The organism is uncultured Tateyamaria sp. (assembly GCF_947488715.1).
Lineage (GTDB): Bacteria > Pseudomonadota > Alphaproteobacteria > Rhodobacterales > Rhodobacteraceae > Tateyamaria.
In genome coordinates this window covers 96,814-110,477 of record NZ_CANLAG010000010.1, presented here as the reverse complement: position 1 = coordinate 110,477, position 13,664 = coordinate 96,814, and the positions used below count along the sequence as shown (strand labels likewise).

Below are 13,664 nucleotides of genomic sequence, written 5' to 3'. Positions count from 1 at the left end.
CAGGCGTGGTGTGTTACCGTCTCACACAACCGATCCAAGGACACGCTCATGTATCGTCGCGACTTTCTCGGGCTCAGCCTCGCCGCTCTGGCGACGCCCACCTTTGCAGCACCCCGCCCCTATACCCTCAGCGGAGCCGGTGCGACCATCACATACACTTTCCAACTGAACGGCGCGCCGGTCAAAGGCACAGTGCCCATCGACACCGCCAACCTCACAATCGACAGCGCAAACCTTGCCGCATCGACGGCCGACGTAACGGCTGACGTGCGCCGCGCACGCACCGGGCTGATCTTTGCCACCGAGGCGCTCAAATCCTCCAGCGTTCTCAATGCCGCCGCCTTTCCACTGGCACGGTTCCAATCAACCCGCATCAAACTGGGACCGGGCGGCCGCCTCTCGGAGGGAGCAGTTGTCGATGGCAAACTTACCCTGCGCGGCGCCACCCGACCCGTGCGCTTCAACGCCTCCCTGTTTCGCCCGCGTGGCACCAAACCCGGCGACTTCAGCACACTGAACGTAAAACTCTCCGGACAGGTCAACCGCCGCGACTTTGGCGCAACCGGCTACGCCGATCTGGTCGACAACACCGTCGCAATCGCCATCACAGCAGAAATCGCCACCACCGCCTGAAAACGACGCACACCCGTCGAATAACTGCTTGGGCTCGGCACACGCATGACGCACAAGGGGTGTGTCATGCGTATGATCATCTCCTTTGCCGCACTGTTCCTCTCGGTTGTCCTGCTGCAGCTCAGCTCCGGCTCGCTTGGCCCTCTGGATGCCCTGTCTGGACTGGCGCTGGACTTTACCCGGCAAGAAATCGGCATGCTTGGCTCTGCGCATTTTCTGGGCTTTTTCATCGGCTGCTGGTGGGCGCCGCGCCTTATGGGCAGTGTCGGACATTCGCGCGCCTTTGCCGCGTTCACGGCCGCAGGCGCCATCGGCCTGATCGCCCACATGATGATCGTTGACGCAGTCGCGTGGGCCGTCATGCGCGTTGCATCCGGCATGTGTGTTGCGGGCTGCTACACCGTGATCGAGGCCTGGTTGCAAGCCAAGGTCACCAACGAAACCCGTGGGCGCACCATGGGCGTGTACCGCGTCATCGACATGGGCGCATCGCTGGCCGCGCAACTGGTGATCGGCGTGTTGGAGCCGGCCAGCTACATCAGCTACAACATCCTCGCTATCGTCTGCTGTGCCGCACTGCTGCCACTGACGCTGACAACGGTCAAACAACCCGACACGCCCAGCTCGCCGCGCTTGCGCCCACGCCTCGCTTTCCAACGCTCGCCCCTTGCCGCCGCTGGCGTACTGGTTGCAGCCCTGTCCAGCGCATCATTCCGAATGGTCGGGCCCATTTATGGTCAAGAAGTCGGCCTGTCCGCACAGCAGATCGCCTGGTTCATGGCCGCTTTCGTCTTTGGAGGCGCAATTGCACAGTACCCCGCAGGCTGGTTGGCGGACAAATTCGACCGCCGCTGGATCCTGATTTGGCTGTCAGTGGCTGCAATGGCGAGTTGCGGCGTCACCGCGATGTCAGGCGGCCTTGGTCCCGCAGGGATCATGCTCACTGCTGGTCTTTTTGGCCTGACGACATTCCCTATCTATTCCGTCGCGGCCGCGCACGCCCATGACTTTGCAGATGAATCAGAGCGGGTCGAACTGTCGGCGGCCCTCATGTTCTATTTTGCCCTCGGCGCCATTGCGGCACCTTTTACGGCATCGGCCCTCATCGACGCCTATGGCCCCCCCGCCCTTTTTGCGATGATTGCCGTTGGCCATGGCATACTGATCGTGTTCGGTATGGCCCGTATGCGCGCGCGCAAATCGCCCGAGCAACGCACGCGCTATATATACACGCCCCGGACATCTTTCCTGATTGGTCGTCTCACAGGGCGCAGCCGGGACAGACGCAACTGACCCATACCAGACGAGGCCTTTTCCCCACCGCGCCGCGCTGTTAAACGAAGCGCAACATGCCAAAGGGCCACCCATGCAGCGTCATCTGATCACATCCGCCATTCCCTATATCAACGGGATCAAGCACCTTGGAAACCTGGTGGGCAGCCAATTGCCTGCCGACCTTTATGCCCGCTACCAAAGGGCGCGCGGCAACGAGGTTCTGTTCCTGTGCGCAACCGACGAACACGGCACCCCGGCCGAGCTCGCCGCCGCAAAGGCCGGAAAACCTGTGGCCGAATACTGCGCCGAGATGCACGCCGTTCAGGCCGAGATTGCCCGTGGGTTCCGCTTGTCTTTCGACCACTTTGGCCGGTCTTCATCGCCACAGAACCATACCCTCACACAGCATTTCGCAGGGCGGCTTGCCGATGCCGGCCTGATCCGCGAAGTGTCGGAACAACAGGTCTATTCCAACGCCGATGGCCGATATCTGCCCGACCGCTACATCGAGGGCATCTGTCCCAACTGTGCCTATGACAAGGCCCGCGGCGATCAATGCGAAAACTGCACGAAACAACTTGATCCAACCGATCTGATCGACCCACGCTCTGCCATTTCTGGATCAACCGACCTCGAAGTCCGCGAGACCAAGCACCTGTATTTGCGCCAATCCGCGCTCAAGGACGACCTTGATGCATGGATCGACAGCAAGAAAGACTGGCCCGTATTGACCACGTCGATTGCCAAAAAGTGGCTACACGATGGAGACGGATTGCAGGACCGAGGCATCACGCGCGATCTCGACTGGGGCATTCCCGTCCGGCGCGGCGCGGCCGAGTGGCCCGGCATGGAAGGCAAGGTCTTTTATGTCTGGTTTGACGCGCCCATCGAGTACATCGCTTGTGCCGGGGAATGGTCCGAGGCCAACGATGGCGCGGATTGGGAACGCTGGTGGCGCACTGACAAAGGTGCGGATGATGTCCGATACACGCAGTTTATGGGCAAGGACAATGTGCCGTTTCACACCTTGAGTTTCCCGGCCACAATTCTTGGCTCGGGCGAGCCTTGGAAAATGGTGGATCACCTCAAGTCGTTCAACTACCTCAACTACGACGGTGGCCAGTTTTCAACGAGCCAGGGCCGCGGGGTCTTTATGGATCAAGCTTTGGAGATTTTGCCCGCTGACTATTGGCGTTGGTGGCTGCTGTCGAACTGCCCGGAGACGTCGGATTCTGAATTTACGTGGGAGTTGTTCCAACAAGGCGTGAACAAAGACCTCGCGGACGTTCTCGGCAACTTCGTAAGCCGGGTGACCAAGTTCTGCCGCTCCAAATTTGGTGAGACCGTGCCGGGTGGCGATGCTTACGGTCCCCGAGAAGAGACCTTGATAGCCGAGCTCGACAGCCGCATTGCGCGGTACGCAGAGTTGATGGAAACCATGGAAGTGCGCAAGTCGGCACAGGAGCTGCGTGCTATTTGGGTCGCCGGGAACGAATACCTTCAAGATGCCGCGCCTTGGGCCACAATCAAAGAGAACGAAGCGCAAGCGGCCATGCAGATCCGTATGGGTTTGAACCTGATCAGGCTCTACGGTATTTTGTCGGCCCCATTCATTCCGGATGCCTCTGAAAAAATACGTCAGGCACTGAACGTGCAATCCGCCAATTGGCCGTCTGACACGGATAGTGCGCTGTCTTCGCTACCTGAGGGGCATATGTTTTCTGTGCCCAACAACCTATTCGCCAAAATCAGCGACGAAGATCGTGAAGAGTGGCAGAAAAGGTTTGCAGGTGTTCGGACCTGATAGTCTTGAAAAGTTGGGATGTAGACGACGCTGGCCAAATGTTTTGGCTGCACGAGCAATTTTCCAGTATTTATCGAGATCAGGAAAGTTTGCGAGCTAATGCACCGTGACTATTTTAAACACACATTAGCATTTCAGAAGCCTGACCTATTGCTGGCGCACTCCAGCTCGACCACATTCGTTTTCAGTCGACGGTTTTTTGTTAGATTGCTGAGTGTAAGGGCTGTTCGTCCAAGCAAGCTGATGACCTCAACTAAGTCTATGTAAATGCACTCCGGCTCTTGGCGTTTCGCAAGGCCTTAAAACTCTTCCCAACCGGCATGCGCATCAGCAGGCTCCAGTTCCTCAGCCAATGCCAAATTACCGGCGGCCACCCTCGTCGCCATCTCCGGCGCTTGCAGCGATTTTTCAGGCATCACCGATACGGTCGCACACCCTAACTTAAATTTGGACACTGCTGCCGCCAAGCCATCCGCTTCTAATGTCAGTGCATGGCTTGCAGCCGTTGTCTCTTCGAACATAGCGGCATTCTGTTGGGTGACGTGATCGAGTTCGTTGACCGCAACATTGATCTCGTTCAGCCCAGCGGCTTGCTGCCGTGCCGAACCGGCGATTTCGGATACGCGCGTGGAAATATCCGCAACAGAATGTACAATTGCGGCCAATGCAGCACCTGTGCGGTCGACCAATTCCACCCCATGTTGCACTTGCTCTGCACTGGTGGATATCAGTGTCTTAATCTCGCGCGCAGCGTCGGAAGATCGCTGTGCAAGTGCGCGCACTTCAGTTGCGACAACCGCAAAGCCACGGCCTGCTTCGCCGGCGCGGGCGGCTTCGACACCTGCGTTCAGAGCCAACAAATTTGTCTGAAAAGCGATGTCATCAATCACAGTCGTGATCTTTGAGATCTCCTCAGAGGATGTTTTGATGCTACTCATCGCCTCGACGGCTTGGCCAGCAATCTCACCGCCCTGCTCCGCGTTTGACTGCGCTTCGGCTGACATTTTACTTGCCGCATCTGCGCCCTCAGCCGCCGAGCCAACTGAAGAGGTCAGTTCGTCCAGTGCCGCGGCCGTTTCCTCCAAAGTTGCGGCCTGTCGTTCCGTTCGACGCGACAGATCGTCAGCCGCAGTCGTAATCTCGGAAGTCTCATTCCGAATGGATTCCGCATTGTGTGAAACTGCACTCATAGCGGTACAAAGAGAGGCGATGGCCATATTGAAATTGCCACGCAGTTCTTCGTATTCCGCCGGAAAACTGTCCTCCAGAGACGTTTCGAGGTCCCCCTCTGCAAGACGCTGCAACGCTCCCGCAAGTTGAGTGACAACTGCTGCCTGCTCCTGCCCGACTCGTTCCTGCGCGTTAACTGTTTCACGCAAATCTCGCTCCGCTTTCGTCACGTCGGAACCAACAAGGACAACTTGCTCCAAGCTTCCATCGTCGTCGAACACAGAGACAAATCCTCCGTCCAGAACAAGCGCCTCTTCTCCGGGCGTTGCCAGATCCAGTTTTCCGTGAATTTGTGCGCCGCCGAGGACTTGGGCAAGAAGATCTTCAGGTAAACTGCGATCGTGTTGTTGCGGCCGCAAGAGCTTGCTCAGTTCAGGCACAGATCCAGAACCGCTGCTGCCGGCAATCGTTTCGATGGCGATGTCGTTCGCAGAGACGCAAACACCTGTAGGATCAAAATCAAGGCGTAGTTGAGTGCGATCGATGCCAGCAATCACTGCAGCGTTACGCTGTGACACTGTGCGGTCGCTCCATTCTACCACCGCGCCGATCGACTGATTGTTCCCATCGAAAACTGAGTTCAGTTGAATGCGAATGTGCCGAGAACCGACACGGAGATTTACCGTGGTTTTCTCCGCGCGCTCAGACCTCCAACGCTCGTTCAATCCCGACAAGCCGGTGAAATCAGAACCAACCCAAGCGCCCACCGTAGCATTGGGCCAAATCTCCGCAAGATCAGGCATCAAGTTGTTCAGCAACGCACTGCATGCCGGATTGGCAAAAGTGACTTTGCCCTTTTCATCGACCAACATCATGGCAGCTGTGCTGCCCTCGAAGGCGGCGCCCTTGAACGCGCTGTCGCGCTGAATTTCAGCGGCTTGCGAGAGGGTCACACGAAATCCATCAAGCCGTTGTGCAATGCGGCCGATCTCATCCTGCCTGTCGATGTGTGGAACTGTGATTTCATATTGGTGTTCGGCAATACGCGACATGGCATCGCCCAACCGGTCCAGTGGTTTTGCCATTGCCAAGCGCAAAAACACGGCAATGCCGATTATGGCGATAATGAAGACCGAGGCACCCAGTGCCAGCGCTTTCATCTCGCTGCGCGCCAAGGCCGCAATGACGTGTTCAGACGTCCAACGTGTCGCCACTACGCCCGCGACGGCGCCGTCGTTTCCAAAAATGACGGGTGTCACAATAGTCAACATATCCGCCGAGACGGCACGTTGGCTGTTTGCTATGGCCTGCTCGATCAAACCTTGCACCAGATCCGATTGCATCTGCACGTCCGCCGTTTCGTACAACACTGTGCCATTTGCAGACGCGACCAGCGTCCCTTCCATGTCGGGTTGGGCAGACTCCATGATAGATTGAGTGATCTGTTGGACCGCAACCTCATTGCCGAACTTGATGGAGGCACCCATTTGGATAGCCAGCAGTTCGGTGACATCGACGGCGCGTGACGAAAGCGCTTCTGCAATCAATGTACGCTTTTCCTGGCGATCAAACAGGGTTTTGGCAGCAACCACAGACAGTGTCATCAACCCGGCAATCAACACCGATTGAACGAGGAGACTGTTGAAGCGAGGCTTGCCTAAAGAAGCCAGATTAAACGCCCGCATTTCCGATACCCTTTGTTTTTCGCAACGGGCCAACCGCCGCGCCACTTTCGTATTCGGAACAGGAGCTACAGCATCTCTGTTACTGCGGGCTTAACTCAAGCGAAGGACTGGAAGCGCTCGCCCGACTGTATGATGACCACCGGTCGCGCTCACGCTCTGTAAGCTGGAAGCGGCGATCGGTCCTGGAGGGAGATCATACTGCGCAACATGACTTCAGAAAGGTGTTGCCGCGTGCTTTGGGCTGCGGGTTGATCATAGAGGTTCTCAACCTCACCGGGGTCGGCCTTCAAATCGTATAGCTCGTTCCAGTCTTCACCTTCCCGCAGAGACATCCGGTATTGATCCGTGATGATCGTGCGCACGCGCTGCGGTCTGTCAAACCCCGTCATGACGCGTTGGCTATCTTCTTCCACGATCACCGCCTCAGGAGGCGGGCTGGAGAGCAAGTCGCGACCTTGAATGCCGTTGTAAGGCTGAATGCCGGCTCGGGCGAGGATGGTCGTCGCAATGTCGATAGAGGACCCAAGGCCAGTATCAACTTTGTTTTGTGCCGGTGCCTTTGGATCGTGCCAAATGAAAGGCACACGGACTATACCCTGGTAGTGCAGCAGGAGTTTCAACATCAGGCCGTGATCGCCCATGTAGTCGCCATGATCAGAGGTAAAGATCACCACGGTGTCTTCGGCCAGGCCAAGCGTTTCCAACTGTTTCAGCACGCGTCCAATGGCGTCGTCGATCATGGTTATCATGCCATATGTCAGTGCAATGATGGCGCGGGCCTCGTCCTCGGTGACGGCAAACGGGTTTTGGTTGTCGCGTGGGTCGGTGCCTTTCTCCATAGCTTCGCGCATGGCTTTGATCGGCGGCAGGTCGCCTTTGCCAAAGGTTGCGGGCAAGGCGATGTCCAATGGGTCATACATGTCCCAATATTTGCCCGGCGGCGTAAACGGGTGATGCGGGTCTGGAAATGACATTTGCAGGAAAAACGGAGCGTCGGTTTTGGCTTGGTCTGCCAGCCAGTCCTCAGAGCGATCCGCGATCCAATTGGTTGAATACAGCGCCTCGGGGACAGCGGTGCGCCAAGCCTGGGGCGCGTCGATGCGATTGTCGGGCAGCGCATTTTCCGGCCCAACCAGATCGTCAAAATCCGCCCTCTGTTCCCGCGCCCAGAGCAAGTAGTCGCCAGACGCCCGGTCTGCGTGATCGGCGGCAATCTCGACATGTTCAAAGCCGTAGAAATCATCATCTATACGTTCAGCAAGGGGGCGGCCCCAGCGGGTGATGTCTTCGAGATCATAGTCCGGCGTGTGCCGGTTGTTCTTTAGGGCGTCGCGCAAGTGTGGGCTTGGGACTGTAAGGCCGTCCGCGGGTTGGAACGTGTTGGATGCAGGCAGGCCGGTAAAGCTTTGCAGGTGTGACTTGCCGATCAATCCGGTGCTGTACCCTGCATCGCGCAGCAGTTCGACAAAGGTGGTATGGTCTTTGGACAACGGGATGCCGTTGTGCCGCGCCCCATGGGCAGAGCACATGCGCCCGGTCATGATTGAGGCGCGGTTTGGCATGCAAATAGGGTTGGCCACATAGAAGCGGTCCCAGCGGGTCCCGTTTGCGGCGATGCCATCGATGTTGGGGGTCTGCACAACCGCGTTGCCATAGCACCCAAGGTGGTCGGCGCGGTGCTGGTCGGTGATGATGAACAGGAAGTTGGGGCGCTTGGTCATGATACAGCTTCCGTGGATGGTTTCAGTCGTTTCGCAGCGCGGATGTCCCACGCGATCAAGGCGATGCCGGTGGCAAGGGCTGGAAGGTGGAACGTCGGGCTTGTCGCGAGCAGGGTGAAGGCTGCAACAAAGCGGAGGGCGACCTCAGGGACGGTCAACTTGCGACGGTCGTAGGCCGACAGCGCAGAAGAGAACAGCCAGATGCAAAAGCATGTTCTGGCCACGATCCAGAGAAACGGTAGCATGCTGAATTCTTCGATAATCAGGATCGTCGGGTAGAAGGCGAACACAAACGGGATGATGAATTTCGCCATACCCAGGCGGAACGACATAAAGGCCGTGATCAGCGGATTGGCCCCTGCAATTGGCGCCGCTGCATAGGCCGCAATCGCCACGGGAGGCGTCAGCGAAGAGGCGACACCGTAGTAAAAGACGAACATATGCGCAGTCAGCATCGACACACCGAGCGCTTGGATCGCCGGTCCCATGACCAAGATGATGATCAGGTACGCGGGCAAGGTCGGCATTCCCATCCCAAGGATGAGTGCGCCCGCCATTGCGACCAGCAGTGCCGAGAACAGGCTTTCGCCCCGTACTGTTGCGATGACATTGGCCAGCTTCAGCCCGAGCCCGGTTGAATCCAGCGACCCCACCAAAATGCCGATGGCTGCGATGGCGATCAGCAAGGTGGCACCAGACTGGGAACCTTTCAAAAACGAGCGCCAGATCCGCATTGGATCCGCTCTGACGGCCGGATTGATGACGGACAATGCCAACAGGACGATGACGGCATAGAACCCGGCCGCCGAGGTCGAAAACCCTGCGACGAGTGATCCGATGATCGTGGCGATAGGACCGATAAAGAGGATCGAATTGATCATGTCCAAGCGGGTGATCTTGTCATCCACCGACAAAGGTTGAACCTCAATCCCCTGACGTCTTGCCTCGACGGTCACGGCAGAGAACAGGCTGAAATAGTAAAAGAGAGCAGGGAACAACGCCGCAACGATGATGTTGAGGTAACCCACACCCGTCAGATCAGCCATTACCAGCGCCGCCGCGCCCATGATCGGCGGCATGATCTGGCCGCCCGAAGATGCTGTTGCCTCTATCCCGGCCGCAAAGGTGGGGGAGAAGCCGCGTTTTTTGATCATCGGGATCGTAAATGTGCCGGTGCCTACGATATTGGCGACCGTCGATCCTGACATGGTCCCAAACATCGAAGAGGCCAGAATGGCCGCATGTGCTGGCCCGCCCCGCGTGCGACGGGTCGCGAGAAAGGCGAACTTTAGCAAGGTGTCGCCCGCGCCAGTGCCTTCGAGCAAGACGCCGAAGACGATAAAGATAAAGACCGTGGACAGCACGATGTTGGTGATCGAACCGAACACACCTTTGTTGGTGTTGTACCAAAGTGCCTCGGCCACTTCTTTCAGTGAAAATCCGGTATGGGCCATGATGCCCGGCAGATCCTGTCCATAGAGCAGGTACAAAACGCCAAAGGCGCCAACCCCGAACAGCCCCCAACCCCAAAGTCTGCGGCAGAGCTCCAGAAACACGACCAGTCCAGCCAATGCGGGCCATGCATCTGCGACGCGCACGTCATAGAGTGCCGTTTCCATCTGCGTCTGAACGAAATGAAACGACCAGATCGCCCAAAGGCCTGCCGCAATCATTGCGACATCCAAAACCAAATGCAGGCTGCCCTGAGCACCGGTCAAAGGACCGCCTGCTTCGCGCTTTGCGCGCGCGGCAGAAACCCCTGCAATCAACGCCAATGCAAACCCGGCCGCCCTGTGCAGCTTTGGATCGATCAAACCCAAGCCAGAGCTGTAAAGGGCAATCGCGCCAAGCAGAAAACAGGCCAGAGCAGATAGAAGCGCAAATAGCCGTGTCGTTCCGCCAGAGGATTTGGTCTCTGCGGTCATTGGTTCAGCACCTTGAGGTCAGTGAAAGGTGGGAAGAGGGCCACAGTTGCAGCCCTCTCATCACGTTGTGCAATTAGGGGCGCAGCGCGTCCGGGATGGCGATGCCAGCCTCGTCGTAGTATTTCGCGGCACCGGGATGCAGTGGTACGTTGACGGAGGTAAAGGCGCTTTCCGCCGTGACTTCTTTCAGGAAGAACGCCGTCGCGTGCACCTCATCCAGGTTCTCCCAGAACGCTTTGGTCGCATTGTAGACCACCTCATCGGAAACGCCGCTGTGCGTCCCCACAAACTGGGTAAAGCCCAGCGCGGTGATTTCGCCACTCGTCAGCTGGCCTTTGTAAACGCCACCGTCGAATTGCAGCATCCCGCGGCCGGGACGACCAAACAGTGCTTGCATGGCCTCGGAACCTACAACCTCCTCCGGGATCGACAGCACACGGAATTCGCCGGACAGGCCGAACTGCTCGATCTTGGAAGAGCCGATTTCGGCAGGGCGCACCATCATGTCGATTTTGTTGTCTGCCAAAGCCGCATAGCCTTCGCCCCAGCTCAAGCGGACAGCATTGTAGTCGGTGCCTGCCTCATAGCCGGTGATGATCTTGATCAGCGCCTCGGAGGTCGCGGATGCGGACCCGGCTGGTGGGCCGGTAAAGATCGTTTTGCCTTTCAGGTCTTCCCAGCTTTCGATGCCGGATCCCGCCAGCGTGACGGGGTGATATGCGCCCGCCTTGAAGCCAAGGATGGAGCGCAGCTCGCCCGCTGCGGCTGGCGCATCTTCGACTTTTTCATACATGCGCTTCTGGCCCTTCATCAGGTTCACCAGCGACGGCACGGTCGAGAAAAAGTCGATCTCTTGGCGTCCACCTTTCAGCATAGATTTGGTCAGGGTCTGGCCCGCGTTGACCTGAATTTCGACGCCCGCTTTGCTGGCCTGATTGGCAAAGGTCACAAACATTGTATGGACTGGGTCCCCGACACCGGCGGTTTCACCCTTGTGTATCTGCGCCGTTGCAACGGCTGGAGCGATGGTGGCGAGCACGACCGCCGCCGCGATTTTTCTGAAGTTGAACATAGAATCCTCCCGTAATTCGCGGCCAGCCTAGCAGAGCAGTTGCATTTGCATTAATTAAACAATTGCCTCATTACATAAAGGATTGCTATGAAACTCGATCCGAAACATCTGGCACAACTCTCGGTCATCGTTGAGGCAGGGTCTTTTCAGACAGCCGCAGATCGTTTGGGCCTGACGCAGCCTGCGCTAAGCCGGAACATGAAGACATTGGAGCAACGGCTTGGGACTGTTCTCTTTAACCGCGATGGACGTAAATCTGTGCCGAATGCACTGGGCCTGCGGTTGTCGCGCAATGGGCAGGCCATTCGGCTGGCCGAAGAACAAGCCAGCGTCTTGGCCGATCAGTCCGCCCAAGGTGCCGTGGGAGAGCTCCGTATCGGCGCACCACCCATCGTTGCGGGCCGGTTTCTCAGCAGTGCCATGGCCAAATTCATTCGGGAAAATCCGAATTGCGTGGTCGAGATGCGCACAGGTTTGGTCCACGAACTGCGCACGATGCTGGAACGTGGTCAGGTGGATTTTGTCCTTGGACCGCAGAGTTTGGCCGAGCCTGCGTCCGGGTTAGAATTCCGGCACCTCATAGATGATCGCGTGGGGATTTTGTGCCGTGCAGAGCACCCCCTTGCCGCAAGAAAAAGGGTAATGGCGCCCGACCTTGAGGCGCAGGTCTGGCTTGCCCATTCGCGTGGTAGCCTGCTTCGTCAGCAAACCGAAGCGGCGATGATGGCATCGGGCATTCGGTCCATGCATATCGTGTGCGAGGCAGACTCGATCCGGTCCGTGCTGGAGATCATCGCCGAAACTGATCTGATTACCACAATGCCCAGAGCCACAACCGCCTCTTACCTCGAAGATAGGTTGGTGTTTCTCGATTTCGACCATCCGCAGTTTCTTAGACCGCTCGGTTCTATCCGGCGCACCGGGTCGCAAATCAATCCAATCGAAGACAAGTTCCTATCGGCCTTTGCGTGAGACCAAAGCGGTCACCTTGCGCGATGACGCTGCTGACTGCATGGCGAGATTGCTCCCGGCGTTGCTTTTCCGCCAAGGTGCGTGTGGTTGATTGCCGCCTCAAGTTGCACACGATGAGTATTTTGCGCTCGCGTGCAACGTGTTGCTTCGTAGACGCTAACGCCGCGCACGCAAATGCGCCAACTCCATCGCGTCTGAGGGACGGCCTTTTTCAAGCGGCACTTTCCAGTGTTTGCAAAGTGCCCAAGACTTGGTCATTTTAAGCGCCATGGAATTTCTGACCGTCAATCACAGCAATTTCTTGATCGCGATGTCCTGCGTTGTCGCTCTTGTTGCGGGGTTCACGGGGCTGTCGTTGACACGGGATCTGTCTGAGAAGCCGGTGTTCCAAAAGAAGGCATCCATAGCGTTGGCTGCGATCGCGTTGGGTGGCGGCATCTGGGCCATGCATTTTGTGGCAATGCTGGGGCTGAAACTGCCAATCCTCTTTTATTACGATGCGGCAATCACGCTTGTGTCTGCGCTGTCTGCTATCCTGCTTGTTGGGGCGGCGCTGATTTTGCTTCACTTCGCAGACCGTACGCCAAAGATCATTTTGACCGCTGGCGGTATTGTCGGGGTTGGTATTCTTGTCATGCACTACATCGGCATGGCTGGACTGGAATTTTGCCGTGCTATCTACACGCCCTTGGGTGTTGTCTTGTCGTCCGCTGTGGCGATTGGGCTGTGCATGCTGGCATTCTGGATTGCCTATGGGCAGCGCACCAATCGCAACATCCTGCTTGGGACGGTTTGCTTTGCAGTCGCGGTCTGCTCTGTGCATTTTCTGGCCATGGCAGGAACAAATTTTATCGCAGAACCGAACACTTCTGACTTTGGCCCGTCCATGAGCAATGAGACGCTGGCGCTCGGCGTTATCTTTTTCAGCTTTGTGATCTTTGGTGCCTGCCTGTGGGTCAGTGTAACCTATCTCGTCGTTCCGGGTGCGCCCCAAAATGCAGACGTCAGCACAGCACCCCAGACACCAGAGAGCTTGCAGATTCCCTGCGAGCGGGACGGCGGAAAGGTGTTCATACGTGCCGAAGACGTCTCCTTTTTGCGTGCGGATGGGCACTACACGCAGGTCTATACCGCTGATGAGCGACTGTTCTGCGTTTGGCCCGTGACAGAGGCTTCGAAGCGCCTTGTGCCATACGGCTTCTTGCAGACACACAGAAGCTATCTCGTGAACCCCAGTCACGTCTCAAAGTTCGAACGGTCCAAAGAGAAGGGTCGGTGCCTCTTTGATGGTGAGAATTTGCCACCCGCACCTGTGAGCCGTTCCAAGTTGAAAGCCATCCAGGATGCTCTGGCGTCGCAGGCCGGTGCAGTTCGTGCATGAGCCGGTGCATTTCGTGCAAAAGACCA

The 13,664-nt window shown here is 57.4% G+C and carries 9 protein-coding genes; 5 read left to right on the top strand and 4 right to left on the bottom strand.

The annotated features are described in order from the left end of the window. Positions 1 to 48 precede the first annotated feature (48 nt). From Q0936_RS18530 to metG, 3 genes are all read left to right on the top strand, one after another. Entirely contained in the window at positions 49 to 633 is a 585-nt protein-coding gene (locus Q0936_RS18530) for a YceI family protein (RefSeq protein ID WP_299295628.1), read from the top strand. 66 nt (positions 634 to 699) lie between these two features. Further along, a complete protein-coding gene (locus Q0936_RS18525) occupies positions 700 to 1,926 on the top strand; it encodes an MFS transporter (RefSeq protein WP_299295625.1) in 1,227 nt (408 codons plus the stop codon). Positions 1,927 to 1,999: 73 nt separating this feature from the next. Then, positions 2,000 to 3,712: a methionine--tRNA ligase gene (metG, locus tag Q0936_RS18520; RefSeq protein WP_299295623.1), complete on the top strand. Its 1,713-nt coding sequence runs from the start codon at positions 2,000 to 2,002 to the stop codon at positions 3,710 to 3,712. A 299-nt stretch (positions 3,713 to 4,011) separates the two neighbouring features. Here metG and Q0936_RS18515 read toward each other — a convergent pair whose 3' ends face one another. From Q0936_RS18515 to Q0936_RS18500, 4 genes are all read right to left on the bottom strand, one after another. Beyond that, positions 4,012 to 6,567 carry a methyl-accepting chemotaxis protein gene (locus Q0936_RS18515; protein ID WP_299295621.1) on the bottom strand — a complete coding sequence of 852 codons (2,556 nt, stop codon included), beginning with the start codon at positions 6,565 to 6,567 and terminating at the stop codon, positions 4,012 to 4,014. A 149-nt stretch (positions 6,568 to 6,716) separates the two neighbouring features. Continuing rightward, positions 6,717 to 8,288: a sulfatase-like hydrolase/transferase gene (locus Q0936_RS18510; protein WP_299295618.1), complete on the bottom strand. Its 1,572-nt coding sequence runs from the start codon at positions 8,286 to 8,288 to the stop codon at positions 6,717 to 6,719. After that, entirely contained in the window at positions 8,285 to 10,213 is a 1,929-nt protein-coding gene (locus tag Q0936_RS18505) for a TRAP transporter fused permease subunit (RefSeq protein WP_299378343.1), read from the bottom strand. Before Q0936_RS18505 ends, Q0936_RS18510 begins: the two co-directional genes overlap by 4 nt. Before the next feature lie 73 nt (positions 10,214 to 10,286). After that, on the bottom strand, positions 10,287 to 11,285 hold the full coding sequence (locus Q0936_RS18500; RefSeq protein ID WP_299298162.1) for a TAXI family TRAP transporter solute-binding subunit: 999 nt from the start codon (positions 11,283 to 11,285) through the stop codon (positions 10,287 to 10,289). Between the two features lie 87 nt (positions 11,286 to 11,372). Here Q0936_RS18500 and Q0936_RS18495 point away from each other — a divergent pair, with 87 nt between their 5' ends. Beyond that, a complete protein-coding gene (locus tag Q0936_RS18495; RefSeq protein ID WP_299298160.1) occupies positions 11,373 to 12,257 on the top strand; it encodes a LysR family transcriptional regulator in 885 nt (294 codons plus the stop codon). Between the two features lie 268 nt (positions 12,258 to 12,525). Then, positions 12,526 to 13,638, top strand: a complete 1,113-nt coding sequence (locus Q0936_RS18490) for an MHYT domain-containing protein (protein ID WP_299298158.1) — start codon at positions 12,526 to 12,528, stop codon at positions 13,636 to 13,638. Positions 13,639 to 13,664 lie beyond the last annotated feature (26 nt).

Coding starts and splice junctions, on each gene's coding strand:
- Q0936_RS18505 (WP_299378343.1), bottom strand. CDS start 10,213: ATGACCGCAGAGACCAAATCCTCTGGCGGAACGACACGGCTATTTGCG.
- Q0936_RS18510 (WP_299295618.1), bottom strand. CDS start 8,288: ATGACCAAGCGCCCCAACTTCCTGTTCATCATCACCGACCAGCACCGC.
- Q0936_RS18525 (WP_299295625.1), top strand. CDS start 700: ATGCGTATGATCATCTCCTTTGCCGCACTGTTCCTCTCGGTTGTCCTG.
- metG (WP_299295623.1), top strand. CDS start 2,000: ATGCAGCGTCATCTGATCACATCCGCCATTCCCTATATCAACGGGATC.
- Q0936_RS18495 (WP_299298160.1), top strand. CDS start 11,373: ATGAAACTCGATCCGAAACATCTGGCACAACTCTCGGTCATCGTTGAG.
- Q0936_RS18500 (WP_299298162.1), bottom strand. CDS start 11,285: ATGTTCAACTTCAGAAAAATCGCGGCGGCGGTCGTGCTCGCCACCATC.
- Q0936_RS18515 (WP_299295621.1), bottom strand. CDS start 6,567: ATGCGGGCGTTTAATCTGGCTTCTTTAGGCAAGCCTCGCTTCAACAGT.
- Q0936_RS18530 (WP_299295628.1), top strand. CDS start 49: ATGTATCGTCGCGACTTTCTCGGGCTCAGCCTCGCCGCTCTGGCGACG.
- Q0936_RS18490 (WP_299298158.1), top strand. CDS start 12,526: ATGGAATTTCTGACCGTCAATCACAGCAATTTCTTGATCGCGATGTCC.